At 72.1% G+C, this 26526-nt stretch carries 25 protein-coding genes and 1 riboswitch; of the genes, 14 read left to right on the top strand and 11 right to left on the bottom strand.

The window, feature by feature from the left end; genetic code table 11:
- Window positions 1-174: 174 nt before the first annotated feature.
- The 4 genes from ABT147_RS32260 to ABT147_RS32245 all read left to right on the top strand — a co-directional run bounded on the left by ABT147_RS32260 (window position 175) and on the right by ABT147_RS32245 (window position 5929).
- Window positions 175-720, top strand: coding sequence for a beta-class carbonic anhydrase (locus ABT147_RS32260; RefSeq protein ID WP_351412757.1), 546 nt, complete (start codon window positions 175-177; stop codon window positions 718-720).
- Window positions 721-1005: 285 nt separating this feature from the next.
- Window positions 1006-2046 carry an AAA family ATPase gene (locus ABT147_RS32255; protein ID WP_351412755.1) on the top strand — a complete coding sequence of 347 codons (1041 nt, stop codon included), beginning with the start codon at window positions 1006-1008 and terminating at the stop codon, window positions 2044-2046.
- Window positions 2043-3401, top strand: a complete 1359-nt coding sequence (locus ABT147_RS32250) for a DUF58 domain-containing protein (RefSeq protein ID WP_351412753.1) — start codon at window positions 2043-2045, stop codon at window positions 3399-3401. Before ABT147_RS32255 ends, ABT147_RS32250 begins: the two co-directional genes overlap by 4 nt.
- Window positions 3398-5929 (top strand): transglutaminase TgpA family protein, encoded by a 2532-nt coding sequence (locus tag ABT147_RS32245; RefSeq protein WP_351412751.1) that lies wholly within the window; start codon window positions 3398-3400, stop codon window positions 5927-5929. The genes ABT147_RS32250 and ABT147_RS32245 overlap by 4 nt, the downstream gene beginning before the upstream one ends.
- A gap of 355 nt (window positions 5930-6284) precedes the next feature.
- Here the strand turns inward: ABT147_RS32245 and ABT147_RS32240 are convergent, their stop codons facing one another.
- From ABT147_RS32240 to ABT147_RS32230, 3 genes are all read right to left on the bottom strand, one after another.
- Window positions 6285-6686, bottom strand: a complete 402-nt coding sequence (locus ABT147_RS32240) for an SCO2097 family morphological protein (RefSeq protein WP_351412748.1) — start codon at window positions 6684-6686, stop codon at window positions 6285-6287.
- A gap of 288 nt (window positions 6687-6974) precedes the next feature.
- Window positions 6975-7745 carry a methyltransferase gene (locus ABT147_RS32235; protein ID WP_351412746.1) on the bottom strand — a complete coding sequence of 257 codons (771 nt, stop codon included), beginning with the start codon at window positions 7743-7745 and terminating at the stop codon, window positions 6975-6977.
- Between the two features lie 131 nt (window positions 7746-7876).
- On the bottom strand, window positions 7877-8416 hold the full coding sequence (locus tag ABT147_RS32230) for an SAV_6107 family HEPN domain-containing protein (protein ID WP_351412744.1): 540 nt from the start codon (window positions 8414-8416) through the stop codon (window positions 7877-7879).
- A 193-nt stretch (window positions 8417-8609) separates the two neighbouring features.
- Here ABT147_RS32230 and ABT147_RS32225 point away from each other — a divergent pair, with 193 nt between their 5' ends.
- From ABT147_RS32225 to ABT147_RS32210, 4 genes are all read left to right on the top strand, one after another.
- Complete coding sequence (locus ABT147_RS32225) at window positions 8610-9512, top strand: ABC transporter ATP-binding protein (RefSeq protein ID WP_351412742.1); 903 nt, start codon at window positions 8610-8612, stop codon at window positions 9510-9512.
- Window positions 9484-11568, top strand: a complete 2085-nt coding sequence (locus ABT147_RS32220) for a YhgE/Pip family protein (RefSeq protein ID WP_351412740.1) — start codon at window positions 9484-9486, stop codon at window positions 11566-11568. Before ABT147_RS32225 ends, ABT147_RS32220 begins: the two co-directional genes overlap by 29 nt.
- A 53-nt stretch (window positions 11569-11621) precedes the next feature.
- Entirely contained in the window at window positions 11622-12254 is a 633-nt protein-coding gene (locus ABT147_RS32215) for a TetR/AcrR family transcriptional regulator (RefSeq protein WP_351412738.1), read from the top strand.
- A gap of 509 nt (window positions 12255-12763) precedes the next feature.
- The gene (locus ABT147_RS32210) at window positions 12764-14278 is read left to right on the top strand and encodes a phytoene desaturase family protein (protein WP_351412736.1); all 1515 of its coding nucleotides are present in this window, start codon (window positions 12764-12766) and stop codon (window positions 14276-14278) included.
- Window positions 14279-14303: 25 nt separating this feature from the next.
- Here ABT147_RS32210 and ABT147_RS32205 read toward each other — a convergent pair whose 3' ends face one another.
- From ABT147_RS32205 to ABT147_RS32180, 6 genes are all read right to left on the bottom strand, one after another.
- On the bottom strand, window positions 14304-15290 hold the full coding sequence (locus ABT147_RS32205) for an SCO2102 family sporulation regulator (RefSeq protein WP_351412734.1): 987 nt from the start codon (window positions 15288-15290) through the stop codon (window positions 14304-14306).
- A gap of 56 nt (window positions 15291-15346) precedes the next feature.
- Complete coding sequence (gene metF, locus ABT147_RS32200) at window positions 15347-16270, bottom strand: methylenetetrahydrofolate reductase [NAD(P)H] (RefSeq protein ID WP_351412731.1); 924 nt, start codon at window positions 16268-16270, stop codon at window positions 15347-15349.
- Window positions 16271-16384: 114 nt separating this feature from the next.
- A complete protein-coding gene (gene thiE, locus ABT147_RS32195) occupies window positions 16385-17029 on the bottom strand; it encodes a thiamine phosphate synthase (RefSeq protein ID WP_351412729.1) in 645 nt (214 codons plus the stop codon).
- Window positions 17030-17195: 166 nt separating this feature from the next.
- The gene (locus ABT147_RS32190) at window positions 17196-17561 is read right to left on the bottom strand and encodes an Rv2175c family DNA-binding protein (RefSeq protein WP_200308949.1); all 366 of its coding nucleotides are present in this window, start codon (window positions 17559-17561) and stop codon (window positions 17196-17198) included.
- A gap of 106 nt (window positions 17562-17667) precedes the next feature.
- Entirely contained in the window at window positions 17668-18894 is a 1227-nt protein-coding gene (locus ABT147_RS32185; protein ID WP_351412726.1) for an NAD(P)/FAD-dependent oxidoreductase, read from the bottom strand.
- A gap of 32 nt (window positions 18895-18926) precedes the next feature.
- Entirely contained in the window at window positions 18927-19298 is a 372-nt protein-coding gene (locus ABT147_RS32180; RefSeq protein ID WP_351412724.1) for an avidin-fold protein, read from the bottom strand.
- Between the two features lie 52 nt (window positions 19299-19350).
- A riboswitch (TPP riboswitch) is annotated at window positions 19351-19462 on the top strand.
- On the opposite strand from ABT147_RS32180, the gene thiO reads away from it, so the two are divergent.
- The 5 genes from thiO (at window position 19460) to ABT147_RS32155 (ending at window position 24794) form a co-directional block, all read left to right on the top strand.
- Window positions 19460-20635 carry a glycine oxidase ThiO gene (thiO, locus tag ABT147_RS32175; RefSeq protein ID WP_351412722.1) on the top strand — a complete coding sequence of 392 codons (1176 nt, stop codon included), beginning with the start codon at window positions 19460-19462 and terminating at the stop codon, window positions 20633-20635. (Overlaps the previous riboswitch by 3 nt.)
- The gene (gene thiS / locus ABT147_RS32170) at window positions 20632-20850 is read left to right on the top strand and encodes a sulfur carrier protein ThiS (RefSeq protein ID WP_351412720.1); all 219 of its coding nucleotides are present in this window, start codon (window positions 20632-20634) and stop codon (window positions 20848-20850) included. Before thiO ends, thiS begins: the two co-directional genes overlap by 4 nt.
- A gap of 4 nt (window positions 20851-20854) precedes the next feature.
- Window positions 20855-21649: a thiazole synthase gene (locus ABT147_RS32165; RefSeq protein WP_351412718.1), complete on the top strand. Its 795-nt coding sequence runs from the start codon at window positions 20855-20857 to the stop codon at window positions 21647-21649.
- A gap of 243 nt (window positions 21650-21892) precedes the next feature.
- The gene (pknB, locus tag ABT147_RS32160; RefSeq protein WP_351412716.1) at window positions 21893-23812 is read left to right on the top strand and encodes a Stk1 family PASTA domain-containing Ser/Thr kinase; all 1920 of its coding nucleotides are present in this window, start codon (window positions 21893-21895) and stop codon (window positions 23810-23812) included.
- A 70-nt stretch (window positions 23813-23882) separates the two neighbouring features.
- Window positions 23883-24794, top strand: coding sequence for a deoxyribonuclease IV (locus ABT147_RS32155; RefSeq protein ID WP_351412714.1), 912 nt, complete (start codon window positions 23883-23885; stop codon window positions 24792-24794).
- A gap of 19 nt (window positions 24795-24813) precedes the next feature.
- On the opposite strand, the gene ABT147_RS32150 is transcribed toward ABT147_RS32155, so the two are convergent.
- Complete coding sequence (locus tag ABT147_RS32150) at window positions 24814-25461, bottom strand: sulfite oxidase-like oxidoreductase (RefSeq protein ID WP_351412712.1); 648 nt, start codon at window positions 25459-25461, stop codon at window positions 24814-24816.
- Between the two features lie 173 nt (window positions 25462-25634).
- Between ABT147_RS32150 and bfr the strand changes: the two genes are divergently transcribed.
- Window positions 25635-26114, top strand: coding sequence for a bacterioferritin (gene bfr / locus ABT147_RS32145; RefSeq protein ID WP_351412710.1), 480 nt, complete (start codon window positions 25635-25637; stop codon window positions 26112-26114).
- Between the two features lie 19 nt (window positions 26115-26133).
- On the opposite strand, the gene ABT147_RS32140 is transcribed toward bfr, so the two are convergent.
- Window positions 26134-26358 carry a (2Fe-2S)-binding protein gene (locus tag ABT147_RS32140; RefSeq protein ID WP_502983196.1) on the bottom strand — a complete coding sequence of 75 codons (225 nt, stop codon included), beginning with the start codon at window positions 26356-26358 and terminating at the stop codon, window positions 26134-26136.
- Between the last annotated feature and the right edge of the window lie 168 nt (window positions 26359-26526).

Raw genomic sequence — 26526 nt, 5'->3', positions numbered from 1 at the left:
AACCGGCCTGCGCGGCGCGGCACCGCCTCCGGGCGAAGCCGCGGATCCGGAGAAATCACCCGTACGGCCGTGATGCGGCCACTCCTGTGGGTTACCTCACAACAAGGCTCAATGACGTTCTTTGTCCTCTCTCACAGAGCGCCCCCAGCGGGCGTGACCAGTACCGTCATGGTTATGACGACCTCCGCAGCAGTTCCCACCGGGCCCGAAGGCGCCATATCCGACGGCACCGTCACCGACCGTCTCGTCGAGGCGAACGAGCGGTACGCGGCCGCGTTCACCGACCCCGGGATGGATGCCCGTCCCGTCCTCCGTGTCGCGGTCGTGGCCTGCATGGACGCCCGCCTCGACCTGCACGACGCGCTCGGCCTGGAGCTGGGCGACTGCCACACCATCCGCAACGCGGGCGGTGTGGTCACCGACGACGTGATCCGCTCCCTCACCATCAGCCAGCGCAAGCTCGGCACCCGCAGCGTGGTCCTCATCCACCACACCGGCTGCGGCCTGGAGGCGCTCACCGAGGACTTCCGCACCGAGTTGGAGGCGGAGGTCGGCCAGCGTCCGGCCTGGGCGGTGGAGTCCTTCCGGGACGTGGACCAGGACGTACGGCAGTCCATGCAGCGGGTGCGCACCAACCCGTTCCTGCTGCACTCCGACGATGTGCGCGGCTTCGTCTTCGATGTGAAGACGGGCCTGCTCCGGGAGATCGATCCGGCCTGAGCGCCGTCGAACCGGGCCACCGGGACCGCTCTCCTACCCCCCGAGGACGGTCCCGCGCAGCCCTGGTTTCCTGTCAATCTGCTGGCATCTCGGCCTTCAAAAGACCGCAAAGCTGACATATCGCGGACTGTTATCCACAGGCGAGTGACACGGATTGGTAACGGCAGCAAGAATGCTGGTGTGACGTCACGCTGAGCAGTTCGCGCGTGGTGTCCGTGTTTCGGGGTGGGCCGGTCCGCATCGCAGAGCGACGGCCCGGAGAAAGAACGGGCCGAGGAGGGCCGGGTGACGACCTATGACGATCGAGCGAGCCTCACTGATCTGACCAGCACTGTGGAGCGAGTCCGCAGTTCGGTCGAAGGAGTGATCGAGGGCAAGCCTGAGGTCGTACGGCTTTCGCTGACCGTGCTGCTCGCCGAAGGGCATCTTCTGATCGAAGATGTCCCCGGCGTCGGCAAGACCATGCTGGCCAAGGCACTGGCGCGGTCCATCGACTGCTCCGTGCGACGTATTCAGTTCACGCCGGACCTGCTGCCCTCGGACATCACGGGTGTGTCCATCTGGGATCAGCAGCGCAAGGAGTTCGAGTTCAAGCCGGGCGCGATCTTCTCTCAGATCGTGATCGGCGACGAGATCAACCGCGCCTCGCCGAAGACGCAGTCCGCGCTCCTGGAGTCCCTGGAGGAGCGCCAGGTCACGATCGACGGCACGACGTACGAGCTGCCGACCCCCTTCATGGTGGTGGCGACGCAGAACCCGGTCGAGATGGAGGGCACCTACCCCCTGCCGGAGGCCCAGCGGGACCGCTTCATGGCCCGTGTCTCCGTCGGCTACCCCAGCCCGGAGGCCGAGCTGCAGATGCTCGACGTCCACGGCGGGGCCTCGCCGCTGGAGGACATGCAGCCGGTGGCGCACGCGCACGAGATCGTGAAGCTGATCGAGGCCGTCCGCACGGTGCACGTCGCGGAAACGGTCCGGCGGTACGCGGTGGACCTGGTCGGCGCCACCCGCAGCCACCCGGACCTCAGACTCGGCGCCTCGCCGCGCGCCACGCTGCATCTGCTGCGCGCCGCGAGGGCCACCGCCGCCCTGAGCGGCCGGGAGTACGCCCTGCCGGACGACATCCAGTCGCTCGCCGTGGCCATCCTCGCCCACCGGCTGCTGCCCACCGCCCAGGCCCAGCTCAACCGCCGTACGCCGGAGCAGGTCGTGCAGGAGATCCTCCAGCGCACGCCCGTGCCGCAGGCACCCCAGGCGCAGAGCGGCTTCGGCTCGGTCCACGCCGCGCCCGCGTATCCGCAGCAGCCGCCGCGGAGGCTTGGATGAGCACCGCCGGGCCGGTGCCGGCCCCGGAGCAGGACAAGGGCGGGCTGCGCACGGCCCTCTCCGGCCTCACCACACGGGGGCGCTCCTTCCTGGCCGCCGGCATAGCGGCCGCCATCTGCGCGTACGTCCTCGGGCAGAGCGATCTGCTGCGCGTCGGCCTGCTGCTCGCCGTGCTGCCGCTGGTCTGCACGACCGTGCTGTACCGCACCCGCTACCGGGTCGCGGGCAGCCGCCGCCTCTCCCCCGCGCGCGTGCCCGCCGGCAGCGAGGCCCGCGTCCATCTGCGGATGGACAACGTCTCCCGGCTGCCCACCGGCCTGCTGATGCTCCAGGACCGGGTGCCGTACGTGCTCGGTCCGCGCCCGAGGTTCGTGCTGGACCGGGTGGAGGCGGGCGGCCGCCGCGAGGTGTCGTACCGCGTCCGCTCCGATCTGCGGGGCCGCTATCCGCTGGGCCCGCTCCAGCTGCGTCTGACCGACCCGTTCGGCATGTGCGAGCTGACCCGGTCCTTCTCCACGTACGACACCCTGACGGTCGTCCCGCGTGTGGACGCGCTGCCGCCGGTGCGGCTGAGCGGGGAGGCGAAGGGGTACGGCGACGGCAGGCACCGCTCGCTGGCCCTGGCGGGCGAGGACGACATCATCCCGCGCGGGTACCGGCACGGCGACGACCTGCGCCGGGTGCACTGGCGCTCGACCGCGCGCTACGGCGAGCTGATGGTGCGCCGCGAGGAGCAGCCGCAGCGCGCCCGCTGCACGGTGCTGCTGGACACCCGGGCCGAGGCGTATCTCGGCGCGGGCCCGGACTCGGCCTTCGAGTGGGCCGTCTCCGGCGCCGCCTCCATGCTGGTCCACATGCTCGAACGAGGCTTCTCGGTACGGCTGTTGACGGACACCGGCAACTCGGTGCCCGGCGAGGGCGCCGACGGGTTCGCGGGCGCCAGCCAGGAGTCCGCGGACGCGGCCGGGCTGATGATGGACACCCTCGCGGTGATCGACCACTCGGACGGCGTGGGTCTGTCGCCCGCGTACGACGTGCTGCGCGGCGGCAACGAGGGGCTGCTGGTCGCCTTCCTCGGCGACCTCGACGAGGAGCAGGCGACGGTGATCGGCAAGATGCGTCAGCGCAGCGGCGGGGCGGTCGCCTTCCTGCTGGACAGCGAGGCGTGGACGACCGAACCGGGCGAGGTGCCCGGTGCGGGCAGCGCGAGCGAGGAGTCGCTGCGGCTGCTGCACGAGGCGGGCTGGACGGCGCTGACCGTGCCGCGCGGCGCCGCGCTGACGGACATGTGGCGCCAGGCGGACCAGCAGCGCACCGGTGTGCTGTCCGGGAGCGGCAGGGAGGGACGGTCATGAGCGGGCGGGCGAAGCTGGCACTGTGCGCCTGGGCCGCCACGGTCATGGCGTCGTGCGCGCTGCTGCCGCTGGTCGACCCGGCGACCTGGATCTTCCAGGCCGCCCTCATGCTGGGTGTGCAGACCGGCGTGGGAGCGCTCACGCGGCGGGTCCCGCTGGCCCGGCCGCTGACCGTGGCCGCGCAGGCGCTGGTCACCCTGATGATGCTGACGCTGGTCTTCGCCCGGGAGCAGGCGGTGGCCGGGATCGTCCCCGGCCCGGAGGCGTTCCAGCACTTCGCGACACTGCTGCAGAGCGGCGCCGAGGACGTCGGGCGGTACGCGATCCCGGCGCCCCTGAGCGACGGCATCCAGCTGATGATCATCGGCGGTGTCCTGGTGATCGGCCTGATGGTCGACGCGCTCGCGGTGACGTTCCGCAGCGCGGCCCCGGCCGGTCTGCCGCTGCTCGCGCTGTACTCGGTCGCCGCGGGGCTCTCCGACGGCTCCGCGTGGCTGTGGTTCCTGCTGGCCTCCGCCGGCTATCTGCTGCTGCTCCTGGCCGAGAGCCGTGACCGGCTCTCGCAGTGGGGCCGGGTCTTCGGCGGCGCGTCCCACGGCCCGCGCGCGGAGTCCGCGGGCTCCGCCGTGGCCCCGGTGCGCACCGGGCGGCGGATCGGCGCGGTCGCGCTGGGCATCGCCCTGCTGGTGCCGCTGCCCTCCCCCGACGGCGGGCTGCTGGACGGCACGGGCGCCGGCATCGGCGGGGGCTCCGGTGGCGGCGGCACGATCTCCGCGGTGAACCCCCTGGTGTCACTGCGCGACAGCCTGAACGTGGACGAGGACCGCCAGGTCCTGTCCTATCGCACCAACACGGAGAACATTCAGGAGATGTATCTGCGGATCGTCTCCCTGGACGACTTCGACGGCACCTCCTGGAAGCCGACCGAGCGCTCCATCACCGAGGTGCCGGACGACTTCGGCACCCCGATCGGCCTCGCCCCGGACGTCAAGCGGACCACGATCGAGACCCGGGTCGTCGCGGCGGACGACTACGAGCAGGACTGGCTGCCGATGCCGTATCCGGTGACCAGCGTGGAGATCGGCGGCGACTGGCGGTACGAGCCCGTGGGGCGCACCCTCGTCGGCGACCACGACCAGGACACCAGGGGCGCGCAGTACAAGATCGAGAGCCTGATCGTGCGGCCCACGGCGGAGCAGCTGGCCTCGGCCCCGGAGCCGCCGCCTTCCCTCCAGCGGGAGTACACCAAGGTGCCCGCCTCGCTGCCGCCGGTGGTGGCGCAGACGGCGCTGGAGGTCACCAAGGGCGCGACGAACAACTACGAGCGGGCGGTGAAGCTCCAGGACTGGTTCGCGTTCAGCGGCGAGTTCACGTACGACACCGAGGTGCGGTCCGGCACGGGCGCGCGGGCGATAGCCCGGTTCCTCCAGGAGAAGGAGGGCTTCTGCGTCCACTTCTCCTTCGCGATGGCGTCGATGGCCCGCACGCTGGGCATACCGGCCCGGGTGGCGGTGGGCTTCACCCCCGGTACTCCGCAGACGAACGGCACGATGTCGGTGGGCCTGCGCGACGCGCACGCCTGGCCGGAGCTGTACTTCGAGGGTGTGGGCTGGACCCGATTCGAGCCGACCCCCAACCGGGGCACGACTCCTCCGTACACGGTGCCGGAGGACACGGGCACCGGCGGTCTGCCCGAGGTGCCCCGGCCCTCGCAGTCGGCGTCCACGGCGCCGTCGGCCGAGCCGTCGGCGAGCGAGAGCTGCACCCCGCAGGAGGCGAAGCTCGGGGCCTGCGGGAGCGAGTCCGCGGCGGCCGTGGCGGGTGCGGACGACGACGAGGGCTCGTTCTGGGGTCTGCTGTTCTTCTCGCCCTGGACCCTGTTGATCCTTCCGGGGGCGCTCCTGGCGGTGGCGATCCCGTTGCTGCCGATGCTGTGGCGGCTGCGGATCCGGTCGAAACGGCTGGGCGCGCATGACGGGGCGGTGCCGAAGGGGGCCCACGGGCCCGCTGTCGCGCGGGAGATGTCCGAGGGCCCGGCGGGCTTCCAGGCGCCACCGTCACCGCCACCGGGCAGACCCGCCGCGTACGGCCGTACGGAGGCCGCGGCGGCCCATGCGCTGGCCGCCTGGCAGGAGGTGACCGACACGGCGTGGGACTTCGGGATCCCGCCGGACGAGTCGCAGACGCCCCGCAAGGCAGCCGCGCGGATCGTGCGGCTCGGGGAGCTCGAACCGTCGGCCGCGGACGCGGTGCACCGGGTGGCGGCGGCGGTGGAGCAGGTGCTGTTCGCTCCGCGTCCGCAGATCCCGGCGGGCCTCGCCCGGGACGCGCAGCAGGTCGGGGTGGGCCTCCAGGCGCACGCCAGCCGCCGGACGAAGCTCCGGGCGCTGTTGCTGCCGCGTTCGACCATCCGGGTGGCCTGGGCCCTCTCCGCCCGCTGGGCGGCCACCAGGGACGAGCTGCTGGCCCGTATCCCGACGCCACGGCTGCCCTGGCGACGCCCCTCGCCGGGGGGTCAGAACACCTAGGGGCTCCGCATCCGTCCGCCCCCGCCGGGTCCGCCCGGCGGGGGCGGACGCGTGTAGGGGGCGGATGGGCGCAAGAGACGGACGCGCTCAGGGGCAGACGCGTGCGGGGGACGGACGCGTGCAGGGGATGGACGCCGTTCAGGCGCGAACGGATGCAGGGGGGCAGACGCGTACAGGAACGGCCCCGTACAAGCGCGCGGCCCCATACAGGGCGCGCGGGTCGTGCGCACGGACGTGCTTGTGCGGGTGCGGGGCCCAGGTCCGCTTGCGGGCGTGCTTGAAGGGTGACCGCCCCTTGGGTGGTCACCCTTCGTACGTGTTCAGCTATGGCTGTCGGATCGGCTGTCCGGCGGGCTCAGTGGCCGCCCTGCTCGTCACGACGGCGCTGCCAGCGCTGTTCGATTCGGTCCATCATGGAGCGGCGCTGTCGTGTCTGACGACTCGCACCGGCGGAGCCTGTGGCACCGGTGGGCTGCTCACCCGGCTTGGGGGCCTTGCGCCAACCGGTGACGGCGAGCACGGCGCAGCCCAGCATGACGAGGAACCCCACCACGCTGACCCAGATCTGCTGTGCGACCATTCCGGCCATGAGGAGCGCGATACCCACCAGAAAGCCCGCGACCGCCTGGTAGACCCGCCGCCGGGTGTACGTACGCAGCCCGCTTCCCTCGAGCGCTGACGCGAACTTGGGATCTTCGGCGTACAGCGCTCGCTCCATCTGCTCGAGCATGCGCTGCTCGTGCTCTGAGAGCGGCACGGAGTCCTCCTCATCGTGCGGTCGCCGGAGCGACCCGGGGGGTCCTCTTCAGGATAGGCAGGGAATCGCCCCCTTGAAACCCGCCCCTCTACGCCAATTCGCCAACCGGAACCCGCCATGGCACCCCGACCCGCTGAGGTGTGAATTCCCCAGCGGACGGCCCGTCATGCCGGAACGGTCTCCCTCGATCATACGGCTCCGAGCGCCCGATCGGGGGGCCTGTGGCGTACTCCATCCGCCGCCGAGCCCCTGATCAGCGGGTCACCCTCCTCCGCCGCGGGAGACGGCTCAGGCGCCGGCGGCCCCTCGCGTCTCACCCAGCACATGAAGTTGCGTGGCCACGGCGTGGAAGGCGGGCAGTTCGGCGACCGCCGCCTCCAGCTTGAGCAGGGCGTCCAGGGCGCCGGGCTCGGTGTCGACGAGGACGCCGGGGACCAGGTCGGCGAAGACCCGGACCCCGTGCACGGCGGCGACCTGAAGGCCCGCGTCCTCGACGAGCGCGGTGAGCTGTTCGGCGGTGAAGCGGTGGGGAACCGGATCACCCTCGCCCCAGCGTCCGTTCGGGTCGTCGAGCGCCTGCCGGGCCTCCTTGAAGTGTCCGGCGAGGGCCCGCGCGAGCACCGCGCCGCCCAGACCGGAGGCGAGCAGGCTGAGCACGCCCTCGGGGCGCAGCGCGGCGACCGCGTTGCCGATGCCCTCGGCGGGGTCGTCCACGTACTCCAGGACGCCGTGGCAGAGCACGGCGTCGTACCCGCCGCGCTCGACGACGTCGAAGAGGCCGTGGGCGTCGCCCTGGACGCCCCGCACACGGTCGGCGACGCCGGCCTCGGCGGCCCGGCGCTCCAGCGCGAACAGCGCGTTCGGGCTGGGGTCGACGACGGTGACGCGGTGGCCGAGGCGGGCCACGGGGACCGCGAACTTGCCGCTGCCGCCCCCGGTGTCCAGCACGTCGAGCGACTCACGTCCCGCGGCCTTCACCCGGCGGTCGAGGGCGTCCTGGAGGACCTCCCAGACCACGGCGGTACGGAGGGAGGCGCGGGGTCGCATCGGTTCCGACACGGCAGTTGACTCCTCGGCGCGGCACCGCCCGATGTGCGGCGGAGCGATGGGCTTGCGTCTCCGCCGGGCCCGGGGGCCGTGGCGGAGGGTGCGAACGACCCAACCCTAATGCGCGGCGCCGGGGCGGTTCATCAGCCCGCGTCCGGGACGCCCGGACCGCCGTCCTGCCGGGGTTGCGGCAGCACCGGCTGGAGCACCAGCATCCGTTCGACCAGGCGCAGGAACATCGCCACGTCGCGGATGAGGTCGTCGGCGTCCCGCGCGCTCGCCGCGCCCTGTATGCCCGCCTCGGCACGCGCGCGGCGGGCGGCACCGGAGGCGAACAGCGCGCTCCACTCGGCGAGTTCGGGGGCTATCTCGGGGAGCACCTCCCAGGCGCTGCGGATCTTGGCCCGGCGCTTCGGGGTGAGTTCGGGGCGGCCCCGGGCGGCGAGCACCGCGGCGGCGGTGCGCAGGGCGGCCAGGTGGGCGGTGGCGTACCGCTCGTTGGGTGTCAGGTGTGCGGACGCCTCGTCGAGTCCGGAGCGGGCCTGGGCGAGCAGGTCGAGGGCGGCGGGCGGGGCCGTCGCCCGGCGCAGCACGGGGTGCACGTCGCTCGCCGGGCCGGTCAGTGAGGGGGCAGGGCCGGGGGCGCGGCGCCGGTTGGCGGCTGCTGCGTGGTGGGTGGCCATGACGATCCTCCTGTCGTCTTCGGACGACACGCTCTGACACGAGGTGCCGTATGTGCCCATCGTGAGGTATGCCACTGACAATCCGTTCTGACCTGCGCTTTTGCTTCGATCAAAGGTTCGCAGTAGCTTTTGCACTGACCAGTCAGTTCAAAAGTGTCGAAGAGCAACGCGGAACGAAGAAGGGGCTTGGGGGATGGCAGAGCCAGAGGAGGCGGACGCGGGGCGGGGGACGGCCCGCGGTGTCGCCGTCGGTGCCGAGGGGTTCGGGCTCAAGGGGCCGCGCGGCTGGGCGTTCCGGGGTGTCGGGTTCGACGTGGAGGCCGGCTCGCTGGTCGCGGTGGAGGGGCCGTCCGGGTCGGGCCGGACCTCTCTGCTGCTCGCGCTCACCGGGCGGATGAAGCCGAGCGAGGGCCGGGCCACGGTCGGCTCCCTGGAGCTGCCGAAGCGGATGGCGGCCGTGCGCCGGATCAGCGCCCTCGCCCATGTCCCCGGCGTGACCGACCTCGACCCGGCTCTGACCGTCGGCGAGCACCTGCGTGAACGGGCGCTGCTGCGGCGGCGGTTCGACGGCTCCCTGCGCGGGCTGCTGCGGCCCCGGGCCGAGCGCGCCGCCGAGACGAAGGACCGGATCGAGGCCGCCCTGACCGCCGCCGGGCTCGACCGCGAGGCCCTGCCCAAGGGCTCCCGGACCGCCGTGCGCGACCTGGACCGGACGGAGGCCCTGCGGCTGTCCGTCGCCCTCGCCCTCATCGGCGGGCCCCGGCTGCTCGGCGTCGACGACACCGATCTGAAGCTCTCCGACGCCGAACGGGCCGAGATCTGGGCCCTGTTGAGGTCCCTGGCCGAGTCCGGGATCACGGTGGTGGCGGTGTGCAGCGAGGCCCCCGAAGGGGCGGTCGTGGTGTCGACCGCGCCGCCGGAGACCGTGAGCGAGCCGTCGGAAGCCGTGAGCGCGCCGCCGGAAGCCGTGAGCGCGCCGCCGGAGACCGTGAGCGAGTCCACGGAAGCCGTGGGCGAGACGAACCCCGACAGCGAGAACAACCCCGACGACGACAAGGAGACGGCCGATGCGCTCGCCGAGACTCGCCGCGCTTGAGCTGAGGCGGTTCGGCCGGGGGAAGCTGCCGCGCGCCGCGCTGGTCTCGCTCCTGCTGCTGCCGCTGCTGTACGGCGCCCTGTACCTGTGGTCCTTCTGGGACCCGTACGGCCGTCTGGACCGTATCCCCGTGGCGTTGGTGAACGACGACAAGGGGGCGTCGGTCGGAAAGGAGAGGCTGACGGCGGGTGACGACATCGCGAAGGGGCTGCGGGAGAGCGACACCTTCGCGTGGCACCGGGTGAGCGCCGCCGAGGCCCGGGCGGGCGTCGAGGACGGCACGTACTACCTGTCGCTGACGATGCCGGAGGACTTCAGCGAGCGGATCGCGTCCAGCTCGGGGGACGTGCCGGAGACGGGCGCCCTCCAGGTGCGCACGAACGACGCGAACAACTACATCGTCGGGCAGATCTCGCGGACGGTGTTCTCCGAGGTGCGGACGGCGGCGTCGACGAAGGCCTCGCGGTCGTTCCTGGACCGGATCTTCATCTCGTTCTCGGACATCCACGGGAAGACCGAGGAGGCGGCGGACGGCGCCGACGACCTCAAGGGCGGTATCGACAAGGCGGAGCAGGGCTCCAAGGACCTCGCGGACGGTCTGAGGACGGCCAAGGAGGGCAGCGGGAAGCTGTCCGGCGGGCTGAAGGACCTGGACGAGGGCGCGGGCGACCTGGAGGACGGCGCCCAGCAGGTCGCGGACGGCACCGGGAAGCTCGCCGACAAGGTCGGCGCGGCGGCGGACCAGGTGCGGCCCTTCCTCGAGGACAACGGCGACACGATCGCCGACACCGCCACCCTGGTCGCCGACTCGGCGGCCACGATCCGGGAGCATCTCGACGCGTTCGTGGAGACGGCACCGGCCGCCGCGACCGGCACCCGTGCCGCCTCCGACACCCTGGACGACGTCCACAAGCGGCGCTGCGAGGAGGCGGTACTGCCCGACGCGGCCTGCGCGGACCTGAAGAAGGCGAAGGACGCGGCGGCGGAGGCGGCCGTGCTCGCCGAGGACGTCGACACGGTGGTGAAGAACTACGGCGGTGATCTGAAGGCCTTCGACAAGGACCTGGAGACCCTGGAGAAGCAGGCCCGCGCCCTCGCGAAGGCGGCGCCCACCCTCTCCACGGACCTCGACGACGCCGTCGCCAAGGTGAACGCGCTCGACAAGGGCGCCACGAAGGTCGCCAAGGGTGCCAAGACCCTGCACACGGGCCTCGGCACCGCCAAGACCGGCGCGGAGGACCTGGACACGGGCGTCGGCGACCTGAAGACGGGCGCGGTGGACCTCAAGGGCGGCATGTACAAGCTCGCCGACGGCTCCGGGAAGCTCGCGGGAGGACTGCACGACGGGGCCGAGCGGATCCCGGACTACGACGAGAAGGACCGCGACCGGCGCACCGAAGTGATGGCCGACCCGGTGCAGTTGGCCAGCAGGGACCTCCACAAGGCGCCCAACTACGGCACCGGGTTCGCCCCTTACTTCATCCCGCTGTCCCTGTGGGTGGGCGCGATGGTGGCGTACATGCTGATCCAGCCGCTCAACCGGCGGGCCCTCGCGGCGGGCGCCTCGGCGTGGCGGATCGCGCTGGCGGGCTGGCTGCCGGTGGCCGCGCTGGGCGTACTGCAGACGGTCGCGCTGATGGCCGTACTGCACTGGGCGGTCGGCCTGGAGATGGCGCGGGCGGCCGGGACGGTGGGCTTCCTGTTCCTGGTGACGGCGTGCTTCGCGGCGATCGTGCAGTGGCTCAACGCGCGCTTCGGGGCGGCGGGCCGGATCCTCGTCCTCGCCTTCCTGATGCTCCAGTTGACGTCCGCGGGCGGCACGTATCCCGTGCAGACCAGCCCGGACTTCTTCAACGCGGTCCACCCGTTCCTGCCGATGAGCCATGTCGTCGACGCGCTGCGCAGGCTCATCACGGGCGGCGGTCTGGGCCCGGTCTGGCAGGCCTGCGCGGTGCTGGTGGCCTTCACCGTCGGCGCCCTCGCGCTGACCGCCCTGTCCGCCCGCCGCAGGCAGGTGTGGACCCTGGACCGGCTGCACCCGGAGCTGAGTCTGTGACCGCGCACCGCGTGGTTCCCGCGCACGGCACGGTTCCTGTGACAATCAGGGCCATGGAAAGCAGCAACGCCCCCGGCAGCGCAGGCGGGGGCCGCCGCGAGGCGACCCGGCAGAAACTCTACGAGGCGGCCGTCACGCTCATAGCGGAGCAGGGGTTCTCCGCCACCACGGTGGACGAGATCGCCGAGCGCGCCGGCGTCGCCAAGGGCACGGTCTACTACAACTTCGCGAGCAAGTCGGTCCTCTTCGAGGAGCTGCTGCGGCACGGCGTGGGACTCCTCACCGCTTCCCTCCGCGAGGCCGCCGAACGGACCGCGAAGGAGGGCGGCAGCAGGGTCGACTCCCTGGACGCGATGATCCGGGCCGGGCTCGTCTTCATCGACCGCTACCCGTCCTTCACCCAGCTCTACGTGGCCGAGCTGTGGCGCACCAACCGCGCCTGGCAGTCCACCCTGATGGTCGTCCGGCAGGAGGCGGTCGCGGTCGTCGAGGGCGTGCTGCGCGAGAGCGTCGAGGGGGGCGAGCTCAGCGACGAGATCGATGTCGGCCTGACGGCGTCGGCCCTGGTCGGCATGGTCCTGGTGGCCGCCCTCGACTGGAAGGCCTTCCAGCCGGACCGCTCCCTGGACGACGTCCACGCGGCACTGTCCCGGCTGCTCCAGGGCCGGGTGAGCGGAAACCGCTGACCCGGCCGGGCGCCACGAGCCGGGCACACACGAAAGCGCCGGTCCGAACTGGCCGCGTCCCCCGCGGGCCACCTCGAACCGGCGCTTCCCCGTTCCCCCGTACTCCCCCGTGTTCCCCCGTGCCTCGCTCCCGCCGACTCACGTCGACGGAAGGAGCGGTAAGAGCGCGAGACCCGTTCCGCCGCCCCGTGTCGGCGGTACCGGAGCCGCGCCCCTTCCCGTGCCTCCACTCTCCCGTTCCCGCAGGTGGGAGCCCATCCGTACGGGTACTCATCTCCGCGCATAGGTACGCGTACTCAGCCCTGCGCACTCACCCCCAGCCCCGTCTGTTGCCGACTGGTGACGATCGCGCCCGCGTTCGTACTCCCCTGGTCGGCGGCGCAGCCGCCACCAAGGGGCGCGGGGAATCGCGCGACAAGCCACGAAGAACCCGCACCCGCCAACCGACCGAACCCCCCGAGCTCGACCGCGCCCGAAGAAGGAAAGCGGCGCCCGCTAAGGTCGCTGACATGGCAAGGATTGTGGTGATCGGCGCCGGCCTGGGCGCCATGGCCGCCGCCGCCCGGCTGGCCGTCGCGGGCCACCGCGTGGTGGTGCACGAGAGCACGGCGACCTACGGCGGAGCGGTGGGCCGCTTCGAGCGCGACGGCTTCGCGTTCGACACGGGCCCCGGGCTGCTGCCGCTGCCCGCCGTCTACCGCGATCTGTTCCTGAAGACCGGCAAGGAACCGCTGGAGAAGTGCGTGGACCTGGTCCAGGTGGACCCGGCGGCCCGGCACGTCTTCGCGGACGGCACGGATCTCCCGCTCCCCAACGCCTCACGCGCGGGCGTGGTGGCGGCGCTGGACACCGCGCTCGGCCCGGGCACCGGCGACCGCTGGGGCGACTTCCTGGTGCGGGCCCGCGAGGCCTGGGACCGCACCCGCCGGCCCCTCCTGGAGGAGCCGCTGTGGTCCGACTGGCGGGTCCTCGCCGAGCGCGACCCGTACCCCTCGGTGCCCCACAAGCGGCTTCTGCGCACCCGCCGGGCCTCCACCCTCGCCGAGGTCGGCGCGTGGGAGCTGCGCGACCCCCGGCTCGCGGCCCTGCTGGAGAGTCACGCCCTCGCGTACGGCCTGGACCCGAGGACCGTCCCGGCGAGCGCGGCTGTCCTGCCGTACCTGGAGCACGCCTTCGGGACCTGGTACGTCCGGGGCGGCCTACGGGAGTTGGCGCGGGCGCTGTACGAACGGTGCCTGGCCCGCAGGGTCGAGTTCGTCTTCGGCGCCGAGGTCACGGGGATCGTCGAGAAGGACGGCAGGGCGGCCGGGGTGGAGCTGGCGGACGGCTCGGTGGCCGAGGCCGACTTCGTGGTCGCCGGGGTCGCGCCCGAGGTGCTGGGCCGCTGGGCGCGGGGGACGGCCGTACGGCGTGAGGGCGACGTACCGGCCCAGCGGGGGTCGACGAGTCGGCTGACCGTGCTGCTGGCGCTGCGCGGGGGCCGGCCTGAGAGCACGGCGCACCGGACGGTGGTGCACACGGACGACCGCGACAGCGAGCTGGACCTCCTCTTCGGTCCGTCACACGGAGTGGTCGCGCGGCCCACGCTGACGGTGCTGCGGCCGGACGATCCGGGACTGGTCCCGGACTCCGACCATGAGGCGGTCACGATCACCTGCACGGTCCCCGCCGAACCCGACTGGAGTCGGGCCGAGTCGGAGGTGTTCGATCCACAGGCCGAGCGGCTGATCACCGCCGCCGAGCGCGCCGTACCCGACCTGCGGGACCGCCTCCTGTGGCACGAGGTCCGCACCCCGGCCGACATCGCGCGGGAGACCGGTGCGGAGGGCGGCGCGGTCCCGGCCCCCGCGCTCGCGGCGGCCGACGGGCGGTGGCTGCACCCGTCCAACTCCACCGCCACACCGGGCCTGTTCACCGTCGGCGGCTGGTCCCACCCCGGCGGCGGCCTCCCGCACGCGGGGATGTCGGGCGCGCTGGTGGCCGGACTGATCGTGGAGGGACCGGACTTCCGAGGCTCGCGGTGAGGCTCACCGAGGGCCGGACGGCCCTTCAGAAACGGTACTGCTGCTCGTCGTAGCCGCTCTGGCCATTGCCGTTGCCGTTCCCGTTGCCATTGCCGTTCCCGTTGCCCTGGTACGGGTACTGCTGGTCCGCCGGGAGGTCGGTGCCGAACGCGTCGAACGAGTCGTCGGTGTTGCGCTGCTGCGGGACCCAGACACCACCGGGCGGGGTCTCGCCGCCGTAGCCGCCGCCGTACTGGTCCTGGTTGTAGCCCTGCTGCCCGTATCCCTGCTGGCCGCCGTAGGACTGGTCGTACGAGGCCGTGGCATCGTACGTCTGCGTGCCGATGTACGGGTCGGAGTAGGCGGCGTACTGCTGCTGGTTCGGGTCGTAGCCGTAACCCTGCTGGTCGTAGCCGTAGTAGGCGAAGGCCTCGTCCTGCGCGGCTTGGTCGGCGGTCGCGTAGGGCTGGCCTGCGGTGCCCGCGTAGGCGTTGTCGTCGCGGTAGACGCCGTACGTGCTGGTGTCGTCCGGCAGGGGCTCCGGGGAGTAGACGGCGCTCGCCCCGGCCGTGGCGGGCGTGGACTGCGGGCGGACGAACACGTCGTCGTCGTGGTCGTCGACGAGCGGGTCGTCGCCCTGCCGGTACGTTCCGCCGGCCGTGGCCTCCAGGTCCATGACCTCCAGGGTCGGGTCCTGGCGGTCCGGTTCGCCGCGCCGCCGCTTCTTGCCGGCCTTGGGGAGCTTGGGAAGCTTGCCGCCGCCCTCGCCCTCGTCGGAACGCGGGCGGACGGCCCAGCCGGCCTCGAAGCCCCGGCGGAACGACAGCGTCACATAGGTCTGCCCGATCGCGAACCCGATCGCGCCCAGCGCGATGACGATCACGTTGGGGATCAGTACACCGAGGACGACACAGAGGAAACCGGCGAAGGCCAGCAGCCGCCAGCGCAACCGCGCCTTGTACTGCAGCAGTACCTCACCCAGCAGCCACAACGCGACGACACCGAACGCGATGTAGAGGACCGTCCAGCCCATGTACGCCCCTCTCCCTCTAGCCGCTACGCAGTGTGTCGTACGCGAGTGCGACCGGTCTAGGCCCGTGGTGCATGGTGCGGGCCCAGGTTCTCGTAGATTTCCAGTGTCGCGGTGGAGTTGTTCAGGGTGATGAAGTGAAGTCCGGGGACTCCTTCGTCCAGCAGCCTCGCGCAGAACTCCGTGGCGAACTCAATGCCAATGGAGCGTACAGCGGCCGGATCGTCTTTGGCTGTGACGATCCGCTCTTTCAGGGCGTCCGGGATGGCGGCGTTGCTGAGTCGCGGCAACCGTTCCAGCATCTTCACGCTGGTGACGGGCATGACCTCGGGAATGACAGGGGTTTCACAACCGGCCTTGGCTACCGCGTCCCTCAGACGCAGGTACGAGTCCGGGTGGAAGAACATCTGCGTGATCGCGTAGTCGGCGCCGGCGCGGCACTTGTCGACGAAGCGCGCCACGTCGCTGTCCCAGTCCGGGGAACGCGGGTGCATCTCGGGGAAGGCCGCGACGCCCACGCAGAAGTCGCCCGACTCCTTGATGAGCCGGACGAGTTCGGCGGCGTACGTCAGGCCCTGCGGGTGCGCGACCCAGTCGCCCATGGGGTCGCCGGGCGGGTCGCCGCGGACCGCGAGGATGTTGCGGATCCCGGCGTCCGCGTACTGCCCGATGATGTTGCGCAGCTCGGCGATGGAGTGGCTGACCGCGGTGAGGTGGGCGACCGGGGTGAGGGTGGTGTCGGAGGCGATCTGCTCGGTCGCCTTCACCGTGCCGGCCCGGGTGGAGCCGCCGGCACCGTACGTCACGGAGACGAAGCTGGGGGCGACCGCCTCGATCCTGCGGAGGGCGTTCCACAGGTTCCGCTCGCCCTTCTCCGTCTTGGGCGCCCAGAACTCGAACGAGTACGTGGTCCTGCCCGTGGCGAGCATGTCGCGCACGGTGCGTGCGTGATCAGTCCTGGTGGAAGCGGTTCCTAGGGCCATACCCGGCAGGTTAGTCAGGTCGGGGCCGTCCCCCAACCAGAGCCGGGGGTTTTGTCCGTTTCGCCGATCTGTTGTCCACGCCTTGGACAGCCGTGAGCCGGGCGCCCGAACCGCCTAGAGAGAGCGCAGGCGCTTGGTGAACTCCGCCGCGGCGGAGTTCGGGTCGTCGGCCTCCGTGATCGCCCGGACGACGACGGCCCGGCGGGCGCCCGCCTCGACGACCTCGTCGAGGTTGCCGAGGTCGATGCCGCCGATGGCGAACCAGGGGCGGTCGGTGCCGAGGGCGGCGGTGTACCGCACGAGGTCCAGGCCGGGGGCGTGGCGGCCGGGCTTGGTGGGGGTGGGCCAGCAGGGGCCCGTGCAGAAGTAGTCCACGCCCTCCTGGACGGCCGCGGCGGCGGCCTCGTCCTCGGCGTGGGTGGAGCGGCCGATGAGGACGTCCGTGCCGAGGATGGCGCGGGCGGCGGGGACGGGCAGGTCGCCCTGGCCGAGGTGGAGCACGTCCGCGCCGATGGCGTGGGCGACGTCCGCGCGGTCGTTGACCGCGAGCAGCCTGCCGTGCCGGCGGCAGGCGTCGGCGAAGACCTGGAGGTGTTCCAGCTCCTCGGCGGCCTCCATGCCCTTGTCGCGGAGCTGCACGATGTCCACGCCGCCGCTCAGGACCGCGTCCAGGAACTCCGGCAGGTCGCCCTGGCGCCTGCGCGCGTCCGTGCAGAGGTAGAGCCGGGCGTCGGCGAGCTGCGCGGCGGCGTCGGGCATGCGTGGGTCCCCCGTCGGTGGTGCGTGTCGGTGCGGCGTACGGGGCGGCGCCCTCTCGGGCCCCGGCTCCCGTACGCCGTACGGGCGGCTGCGTCACACTGCTGCGTGACAGATCCTTCTGTGTTTCAGGCGTTTCAGGCGTTTCAGGTGTTGCGGGCTTTTCGGGTCAGACGGCGAGCGCCTGGGCGCGGCGCTTCACCTCCGTGCCGCGATTCTCGCTCAGGGCCTGGGCCGGGGTGCCGGGCAGGCTCGGGTCCGGAGTGAAGAGCCACTCCAGCATCTCTTCGTCGGTGAAGCCGTCGTCCCGCAGCAGGGTCAGGGTGCCGGACAGGCCCTTGACCACCTTGTCCTCGTCGATGAAGGCGGCGGGGACGTGCAGCGCGCGGTTCTCACCACGGCGTACGGCGATGAGCTGGCCTTCCTTCACCAGCTGCCGCACGCGCGTCACCTCGACGTCCAGCATCTCTGCGATGTCGGGGAGCGTCAGCCACGCGGGGACGAGAGCATCGATCTTTGCGTCAATCTCGGTCACGTCTCCAAGACTGCCATCTGCGACTGACAGTGGGTAGCCGAGGCGCCTTCGACGGGACCGCCGGAGGGGTACGAAGAGCGCCCGGGCGGCGGAAGGAGCGCCCGCTCTACGCCGTCGCCGCCTTCAGGGGCCGCGACGGGTCGGTCAGCGGCTCCGGGTCCATCGGGGTGCCCGCCTCGATCAGCCGGCGGCCCTGGGCCAGGTCACGGGGGCGGCCCACCGCCAGCAGGGCGACGAGCCGGCGCTCGCGGAGCCAGCACACCGACCAGGCGGCGCCGGTGGGATCACCGCGCCAGAGGGTGGTGTCGGCCAGGGCGTGGTCGCCGGCGTACTGGACGAAGCGGCCGAACTGCTCGGACCAGAAGTACGGGACCGGGTCGTACGGCTCGGGGGTCTCGCCGACGATGTTCGCGGCGACCGTGCGGGGGCCCTGGAGGGCGTTGTCCCAGTGGTGGACGAGGAGGCGCCGGCCGTACCTGCCGGAGGGGAAGGAGGCGCAGTCGCCGACCGCGTAGACGTCCGGCGCGGAGGTGCGCAGGTGGTCGTCGGCCACCACCTCGCCGTGCGCGCCCAGCTCGATGCCCGAGCCCTTCAGCCAGGCCGTCGCCGGGCGGGCGCCGATGCCCACGACGACCGCGCCCGCGGGCACCCGGGTGCCGTCGTCCAGGACGACCGTGCCGGGCTCGACGCGCGCCACGCGCGCGTGGGTGCGCAGGGTGGTGCCGCTGTCGGCGTACCAGGCGGTCATCGGCGCGGCCACCTCCGGCGGGAGCGCGCCCGCGAGCGGGCGGTCGGCCGCCTCGACAACCGTCACCGCGCAGCCCGCCTCGCGCGCGGCGGTGGCGAACTCGGCGCCGATCCAGCCCGCGCCCACCACGACGATGTCGTGCTGCCGGGCCAGCACGGGCCGCAGCCGCCGGGCGTCGTCCAGGGTCCGCAGCAGATGCACCCCGGGCACGCCCTCGGCGCCCGGCAGCCGGATCGGTTCCGCACCGGTCGCGAGGACGAGCAGGTCGTACGGGACGGGCCCGGCGGCGGTGTCGAGTTCGTGCGCGGCGGGGCGCAGGCCCGACACCTCGCGGCCGAGGCGGAGTTCGATGCCGAGCGCCTCGAAGTCGACGTCGAAGGCGGAGCCCTCGGCCGTGCCGAGCAGGACGGCCTTGGACAGCGGCGGCCGGTCGTACGGCTGGTGCGGCTCGGCGCCGATCAGGGTGACGTCGCCGGTGAAGCCCTGTTCGCGCAGGGCGACGGCGGTCTGGACCCCGGCCATGCCCGCGCCCACGACGACGACCCGTCGCCCGGTCCGTCCCGGTGCCTGCGTCTGCTCGCTCACCTGATCACCATAGACACCTGACTGAAGGTCAGTCAGTGGTCGTGCTCCGTGAACTGTTCCACACCCCCGGCGACCTGCTCGACCACGCTCGTCCCACTGCCGGGCCGCGACTCCCACTCCCAGGTCTCCTCCAGCCGGACACGCCCGTCGGGCAGCTCGACCACCAGGGACACGCAGTGCCCGGACGCGGTGGTCCCGTCGGTCTTCAGCTGCACGTACCGGAAGTCCAGCCGGTCCCCCGCGCGCGTGCCCACGAGACGGCCGCGCACGACGTCGCCGCCCGCGTACTCGGCCCAGATCTCGCCGTCCTTCTCGTGGTACGCGAACCGGGTGCGGGTGCCCACCTGGCCTGGCGCTTGATCCGCGACGGGAGCGAGGACGAGACCGTCGAGCGAGCGGGACATGGGCGGAGGCTCCCTTACTGAGGCGATCGACGAGGGCTAGGGTGGGCCACCGTAGAGCACTCGCGGGAGCCCGGACGCACCGGGCTGAGAGGGAGGCTGGCGGCCTCCGACCGTACGAACCTGATCCGGGTCATGCCGGCGAAGGGAGGGGCTGGACGCCCATGTCGCGTACGCACACGTCAGACGTCCTCGTCGTGGGGGGCGGAATCATCGGTCTGGTCACCGCGTGGCGGGCCGCGCAGCGCGGGTTCGCCACGGCCGTGGTCGATCCCGATCCAGGCGGCGGGGCCGCGCGGGTGGCGGCCGGGATGCTCGCCGCCGTCACCGAACTGCACTACGGCGAGCAGACGCTGCTGGGGCTCAACCTGGAGTCCGCGCGCCGCTACCCGGACTTCGCGGCCGAGCTGACGGAGGCCACCGGCCTCGACCTCGGCTACCGCCGCTCCGGCACGCTCGCCGTGGCGCTCGACGCCGACGACCGCGCCCACTTGCGCGAACTGCACGCCCTGCAGCGCCGGTCGGGCCTGGACTCGGAGTGGCTGAACGGCCGCGAGTGCCGCCGTCTGGAGCCGATGCTCGCGCCGGGCGTACGCGGCGGACTGCGGGTCGACGGGGACCACCAGATCGACCCGAGGCGGCTCTCCACGGCCCTCGTCGCGGCCTGCGAGCGCGCCGGGGTGGTCTTCCACCGAACCTGGGCCGAGGAGCTGTCGGTGGTCCGGGAGCGGGCCACCGGGGTCCGCACCGGCGACGGCGACCCGCTGTCCGCCGGACACGTCGTCCTCGCCGCGGGCAGCCTCAGCGGGCGGCTCGCCGGGGTCCCCGCCGAGGTGCTGCCACCGGTGCGCCCGGTCAAGGGGCAGGTGCTGCGGCTGACCGTGCCGCAGCCGTACGCGCCGTTCCTGAGCCGTACCGTGCGGGCCGTGGTGCGCGGCAGCCACGTCTATCTGGTGCCGCGCGAGAACGGCGAACTCGTCGTCGGCGCGACCAGCGAGGAGCAGGGCTGGGACACCACGGTGACCGCGGGCGGGGTGTACGAGCTGCTGCGGGACGCCCATGAACTGGTCCCCGGGATCACCGAGCTCCCGCTCACCGAGACCCGCGCGGGCCTGCGCCCCGCCTCCCCCGACAACGCGCCGCTCCTCGGCCCCACCGCACTCGACGGCCTGCTCCTGGCGACCGGCCACTACCGCAACGGCGTGCTCCTCACCCCGGTCACCGGCGACGTCCTGGCCCATGTGCTGACCACCGGTGAACTGCCTCAGGAGGCCCGCGACTTCACCCCCCTGCGGTTCCGCGCCGGCGCGGCCCGCGAACTCCTGGAGCAGCCCGTATGACCACCACCGGGACACTGACCGTCCTCGTCAACGGGGAGCGGCGGCAGATCGCCCCCGGGACGGCCCTCGACGCGCTCGTGCGGACGCTCACCGCGTCCCCGTCCGGTGTCGCCGCCGCCCTCAACGAAACCGTCGTCCCGCGCGCGCGGTGGACGACCACCGCCCTCGCCGAGGGGGACCGCGTCGAGGTCCTCACCGCCGTCCAAGGAGGCTGATCCCATGGCAGACGACCCCTTCGTCCTCGGCGGTACGACCTACTCGTCCCGGCTGATCATGGGCACGGGCGGGGCGCCGAGCCTCGACGTCCTGGAGCGCGCGCTGACGGCCTCCGGCACCGAGCTGACGACGGTCGCGATGCGCCGGGTGAACGCGTCGGTGCACGGCTCGGTCCTGTCCGTGCTCGACCGGCTCGGCATCCGGGTGCTGCCCAACACGGCCGGCTGCTTCACGGCGGGCGAGGCCGTGCTGACGGCCCGCCTCGCGCGCGAGGCGCTCGGTACGGCCCTGGTCAAGCTGGAGGTCATCGCCGACGAGCGCACGCTGCTGCCCGATCCGATCGAGCTGCTCGACGCCGCCGAGACGCTCGTCGACGACGGCTTCACCGTGCTGCCGTACACGAACGACGACCCTGTGCTCGCGCGGAAGCTGGAGGACGTGGGCTGTGCCGCGATCATGCCGCTGGGGTCACCCATCGGGTCCGGGCTCGGTATCCGCAACCCGCACAACTTCCAGCTGATCGTGGAGCACGCGCGCGTGCCGGTGATTCTGGACGCGGGTGCCGGTACGGCGTCGGATGCGGCGCTGGCGATGGAGCTGGGGTGCGCCGGGGTCATGCTCGCCTCCGCCGTGACGCGGGCGCAGGAGCCGGTGCTGATGGCCGAGGGGATGCGGCACGCGGTGGAGGCGGGGCGGCTGGCGTATCGGGCGGGGCGGATTCCCCGGCGGCACTTCGCGGAGGCGTCTTCGCCGGGTGAGGGGCTGGCTCGGCTGGATCCGGAGCGGCCGGCGTTCTGAGGGGGGTTTCGCCCCCGCCGCCCCTACCCGTCCCCTCCCCAGGGGCTGCGCCCCTTCGACCCCCGCCACGCGTTCGAGCTCGGGGGGTCTGGTGCGTCGGCGGGTGCGGGTGCGTTGTGGTTGTTCGCGCAGTTCCCCGCGCCCCTGGTCGGCCGGTCCGCGACGGTCACAGGTCTGCTGCAGTGCGTCTCCGGTGCCGCGGAAATTGTGGGGGTGTCCGTGGCGGCTCGTAGACTCACCTGCGTGGACACGACCCTTCAGGACCCGCTTGTCGGCCAGGTGCTCGACGGCCGGTATCGAGTCGAGGCGCGGATCGCGGTCGGCGGGATGGCCACGGTCTACAGGGCCGTGGACACCCGCCTGGACCGCGTGCTCGCGCTCAAGGTGATGCATCCGACACTGGCCGCGGACCGGACGTTCGTCGAGCGGTTCATCCGCGAGGCCAAGTCGGTGGCCCGGCTGGCCCACCCGAACGTGGTGGGCGTCTACGACCAGGGCACCGACGGCTCGTACGTCTATCTCGCGATGGAGTACGTCGCCGGTTGCACCCTCCGTGACGTGCTGCGCGAGCGCGGGGCGCTGCAGCCCCGGGCCGCGCTGGACATCCTGGAGCCGGTGCTCGCCGCGCTGGGCGCCGCGCACCGCGCCGGGTTCGTGCACCGGGACATGAAGCCGGAGAACGTGCTGATAGGGGACGACGGCCGGGTCAAGGTCGCCGACTTCGGGCTCGTCCGTGCCGTGGACACGGTCACCAGCACCACCGGCAGCGTCCTCGGCACCGTCGCCTACCTCGCCCCCGAACAGCTGGAGCACGGCACGACCGACACCCGTGTCGACGTGTACGCGTGCGGGGTGACGCTCTACGAGATGCTCACCGGCGGCAAGCCGCACGCCGGGGACTCCCCCGCGCAGGTGCTGTACCACGCGCTGCACGACGACGTGCCGCCGCCGTCGGCCGCCGTGCCGGGGCTGCCGTACGAACTGGACGAGCTGGTCGCCTCGGCGACCGCCCGCAATCCGGAGCTGCGGCCGTACGACGCCGTGGCGCTGCTCGCGCAGACGCTGGAGGCACGGGCGGCGCTCAGCACCGAGCAACTGGACGCGGTGCCGCCGCAGGCGATAACCGACGGCCATGACATCGCGGACGACCGGACGAGTGTGATCCCGCGCTCGCTGTCCGTGTCGCGTTCGGTGGCAACGGGCCCGGACCCGGTCAACCGCACGAGCCGGTTCGAGTCACCTCCGCCGCCGCCCCGGCGCACGCGTACCTCCTCCCCCGCTCCCCGGCGTGGGCTGTGGGCGGCCGTCGTGGCCGTGCTGCTGGTCCTCGGGGTGGGCGGGGGCGTCTGGTACATCAACTCGGGCCAGTTCACCCAGGTCCCGGCGGTGCTGCAGCAGACCGAGGCGAACGCCACGAAGCGTCTTGAGGGGGCCGGGCTGGGCGTCAAGGTCAAGGAGGCGTACAGCGACACCGTCGAGCGCGGCAAGGTGATCAGCACCGACCCGGCGCCCGGCGGGCGGATCCGGGACAACGACCCCGTGACGGTGACCATCTCCAAGGGCCCGGAGACCGTGAAGGTGCCGGACCTGACGGGCTCCCGGCTGGAGCGGGCGAGGGCCGAGCTGAAGGACGCCGGGCTCGAACCGGGCCTGGTGACGCGGGAGTTCAGCGACGAGGTCGCCCGGGGGCAGGTGATCAGCACCGAGCCTGGGTCGGGCACCGAGATCCGCTCGGGCGCGGCCGTCCGGCTCGTGGTCAGCCGGGGCGCCCCGGTGGAGGTGCCCGAGCTGTCCGGCGCCTCGGTCGAGGACGCCACCGCCGAGCTGGAGGAGGCGGGCCTCAAGGTGAAGATCGCCTCGAAGCAGGTCAACTCCGAGTTCGACAAGGGCCTCGTGGCCGAGCAGTCGCCGCGCCCGGGCAAGCAGGTCGGCGAGGGCGACACCGTGACCCTGACGATCTCCAAGGGCCCCGTGATGGTGGAGGTCCCGGACGTCGTGGGCGACAGCGTCGACGACGCGACCCGGAAGCTGAAGGCCGCCGGCTTCGAGGTCGAGGAGGACCGGGGCATCCTCGGACTCTTCGGCGACGAGGTCAGGAGCCAGTCGGTGGACGGCGGCGACACCGCGCCCAAGGGGTCGAAGATCACGATCGAGATCCGCTGACGCGAGTGCGGCCCGGCCGTCGCCTCGAACCGGCGGCCGGGCACCTCGGGCCGCATGACACCCTGGTGCGGTGAGCACTCCGCAGTCCCCCGGCCTCCCGGGTCCCACCCCCCGTCTCTCCGGTCCGTCCCGCAACCCCGTCGGCGGGCATGTCCCCGTCGCCGGTGGCCTGAACTCCGTCGGGCTGACGTACGCCCGTGATCTCAAGGCCGAGACGGTTCAGGTCTTCGTCGCCAATCCGCGCGGCTGGGCGACCCCGGTCGGCAATCCCCGGCAGGACGAGGAGTTTCGGGCGGCGTGTGCCGAGGAGTCGATCCCCGCCTATGTGCACGCGCCGTATCTGATCAACTTCGGGTCGCACACCGAGGCGACGGCCGAGCGGTCCGTGGAGTCGATGCGGCACTCGCTGCGGCGGGGGCGGGAGATCGGCGCGCTGGGGGTGGTCGTGCACACGGGGAGCGCGACCGGCGGGCGGGACCGTTCGGTGGCGCTGAAGCAGGTGCGTGAGTATCTGCTGCCGCTGCTGGACGAGTTGACCCACGACGACGATCCGTATCTGCTGCTGGAGTCGACGGCGGGCCAGGGCTCGTCCCTGTGCTCACGCACCTGGGACTTCGGCCCCTACTTCGAGGCGCTGGACGCCCACCCCAAGCTGGGCGTCTGTCTGGACACCTGCCACATCTTCGCGGCGGGGCACGACCTGACCGGACCCGACGGTATGCACCGGACCCTCGACCTGCTGGTCGACACCGTCGGCGAGGGCCGGCTGAAGCTGATCCACGCCAACGACTCCAAGGACGTGGTCGGCGCCCACAAGGACCGCCACGAGAACATCGGCTCCGGCCACATCGGCGAGGACCCGTTCCGTGCCCTGATGACGCACCCCGCCACCGAAGGCGTCCCGCTGATCATCGAGACCCCGGGCGGCAAGGAGGGGCACGCGGCGGACGTGGAGCGGCTGAAGAAGCTCAGGGACGGCTGACCGCGCGGGTCGCGGATCCTCAGAGTTCGGGCCCGTCCCCCGGCTCCTCCTGGTAGGAGTACCGCTGCTCCTGCCACGGGTCGCCGATGTTGTGGTAGCCGCGTTCCTCCCAGAAACCGCGCCGGTCGGCGGTCATGTACTCGATGCCGCGGACCCATTTGGGGCCCTTCCAGGCGTACAGGTGGGGGACGACCAGGCGGAGCGGGAAGCCGTGCTCGGCGGTGAGGAGTTCGCCGTCCTTGTGGGTGGCGAAGATCGTGCGGTCGTCGGCGAAGTCGGTGAGGCGGAGGTTGGAGCTGAAGCCGTACTCGGCCCACACCATCACATGGGTGACCTCGGGCGCGGGCGGTGCCGTCTCCAGGATCGTACGGGCCGGGATGCCGCCCCATTCGGCGCCGAGCATGCTGAACTTCGTCACGCAGTGCAGATCGGCCACGACCGAGGCGTACGGCAGGGCCGTGAACTCGTCGTGGGTCCAGGAGTGCTTCTCGCCGTCGGCGGTGGCGCCGAAGACCCGGAAGTCCCAGCGCTCGGGACGGAACTTGGGGACCGGCCCGTAGTGCGTCACCGGCCAGCCGCGCTGCAGTCGCTGTCCCGGCGGAAGCTGCGACGATGCCGCGTTCTCAGATGCGCGATCTCCTGACTCGCGTTCCACCGGCTGACCCATGACTCCATCCTGACAGACCCCGGGTGGTGCACATGACCAGGGTCCACCCGACCCGGACATTTAGAACTAAGGCTGCACTTACTTACTAAGCTTGCACTTACTGGACGATCTTCTACAGCGGTGCAATCATCGCGGCAACCTCCTCATTCCCCGCTTGGTAAGGAGCTTCTGCGATGCAGGGCGACCCCGAGGTCATCGAATTCCTCAACGAGCAGCTCACCGCGGAGCTCACCGCGATCAACCAGTACTTCCTGCACGCGAAGATGCAGGAGAACTTCGGCTGGACGAAGCTCGCGAAGTACACGCGTCACGAGTCGTTCGACGAGATGAAGCACGCGGAGGTGCTCACCGACCGGATCCTGTTCCTGGACGGGCTGCCGAACTACCAGCGGCTGTTCCACGTCCGGGTGGGCCAGACGGTCAAGGAGATGTTCGAGGCCGACCGGATGATCGAGGTCGAGGCCATCGACCGCCTCAAGCGCGGCATCGAGGTGATGCGCGCCAAGGGCGACGTCACCTCGGCGAACATCTTCGAGTCGATCCTCGCGGACGAGGAGCACCACATCGACTACCTCGACACCCAGCTGGAACTGCTGGAGAAGCTCGGCGAGGCGCTCTACATCGCGCAGCTGATCGAGCAGCCGGAGGGCTGAGCCCCACCACGAAGCCGCGTCAGGCCGCTTCCTCGAGCTCGGTGAAGACCGACTCGCCCTGGTCGGCCAGATCGCGGCGCGGGCACGCGCCCCTGCCCAGGATCGCCTGGATCCGGCGTACGCAGGACCCGCAGTCCGTGCCCGCCTTGCACGCCGACGCGATCTGGCGAGGAGTGCAGGCGCCGTCCGCCGCGTGCTTCTTGACCTGCTGCTCGGTGACACCGAAGCAACTGCAGACGTACACGCGGTTCACCTCCCGCCGGGATCGATAGGTGGCGCCATCCCGATGATCGGTGAGGCTAACCTAACCTTACCCGGCCCACGGGAACCGCAAAAGTGGAGTGGGGGGGGGGGGGGGGGGGTGGGGGGGGCCCCCCCCCCCCCCCGGGAAGACGAAAAGAACAAAGAAGAA

Source organism: Streptomyces sp. NPDC001868 (genome assembly GCF_040297125.1).
Classification (GTDB): Bacteria; Actinomycetota; Actinomycetes; order Streptomycetales; family Streptomycetaceae; genus Streptomyces.
Note: the sequence above shows the minus strand (reverse complement) of the source record. Positions and strands in the feature narration are given on the sequence as shown.

Excerpts from the sequence above, each read along its gene's own strand:
- ABT147_RS32260 (WP_351412757.1), top strand. The coding sequence starts at position 175 with ATGACGACCTCCGCAGCAGTTCCCACCGGGCCCGAAGGCGCCATATCC.
- ABT147_RS32250 (WP_351412753.1), top strand. The coding sequence starts at position 2,043 with ATGAGCACCGCCGGGCCGGTGCCGGCCCCGGAGCAGGACAAGGGCGGG.
- ABT147_RS32245 (WP_351412751.1), top strand. The coding sequence starts at position 3,398 with ATGAGCGGGCGGGCGAAGCTGGCACTGTGCGCCTGGGCCGCCACGGTC.
- ABT147_RS32230 (WP_351412744.1), bottom strand. The coding sequence starts at position 8,416 with ATGGCCACCCACCACGCAGCAGCCGCCAACCGGCGCCGCGCCCCCGGC.
- ABT147_RS32225 (WP_351412742.1), top strand. The coding sequence starts at position 8,610 with ATGGCAGAGCCAGAGGAGGCGGACGCGGGGCGGGGGACGGCCCGCGGT.
- ABT147_RS32220 (WP_351412740.1), top strand. The coding sequence starts at position 9,484 with ATGCGCTCGCCGAGACTCGCCGCGCTTGAGCTGAGGCGGTTCGGCCGG.
- ABT147_RS32215 (WP_351412738.1), top strand. The coding sequence starts at position 11,622 with ATGGAAAGCAGCAACGCCCCCGGCAGCGCAGGCGGGGGCCGCCGCGAG.
- ABT147_RS32210 (WP_351412736.1), top strand. The coding sequence starts at position 12,764 with ATGGCAAGGATTGTGGTGATCGGCGCCGGCCTGGGCGCCATGGCCGCC.
- ABT147_RS32205 (WP_351412734.1), bottom strand. The coding sequence starts at position 15,290 with ATGGGCTGGACGGTCCTCTACATCGCGTTCGGTGTCGTCGCGTTGTGG.
- metF (WP_351412731.1), bottom strand. The coding sequence starts at position 16,270 with ATGGCCCTAGGAACCGCTTCCACCAGGACTGATCACGCACGCACCGTG.
- thiE (WP_351412729.1), bottom strand. The coding sequence starts at position 17,029 with ATGCCCGACGCCGCCGCGCAGCTCGCCGACGCCCGGCTCTACCTCTGC.
- ABT147_RS32180 (WP_351412724.1), bottom strand. The coding sequence starts at position 19,298 with ATGTCCCGCTCGCTCGACGGTCTCGTCCTCGCTCCCGTCGCGGATCAA.
- thiO (WP_351412722.1), top strand. The coding sequence starts at position 19,460 with ATGTCGCGTACGCACACGTCAGACGTCCTCGTCGTGGGGGGCGGAATC.
- thiS (WP_351412720.1), top strand. The coding sequence starts at position 20,632 with ATGACCACCACCGGGACACTGACCGTCCTCGTCAACGGGGAGCGGCGG.
- ABT147_RS32165 (WP_351412718.1), top strand. The coding sequence starts at position 20,855 with ATGGCAGACGACCCCTTCGTCCTCGGCGGTACGACCTACTCGTCCCGG.
- ABT147_RS32150 (WP_351412712.1), bottom strand. The coding sequence starts at position 25,461 with ATGGGTCAGCCGGTGGAACGCGAGTCAGGAGATCGCGCATCTGAGAAC.
- bfr (WP_351412710.1), top strand. The coding sequence starts at position 25,635 with ATGCAGGGCGACCCCGAGGTCATCGAATTCCTCAACGAGCAGCTCACC.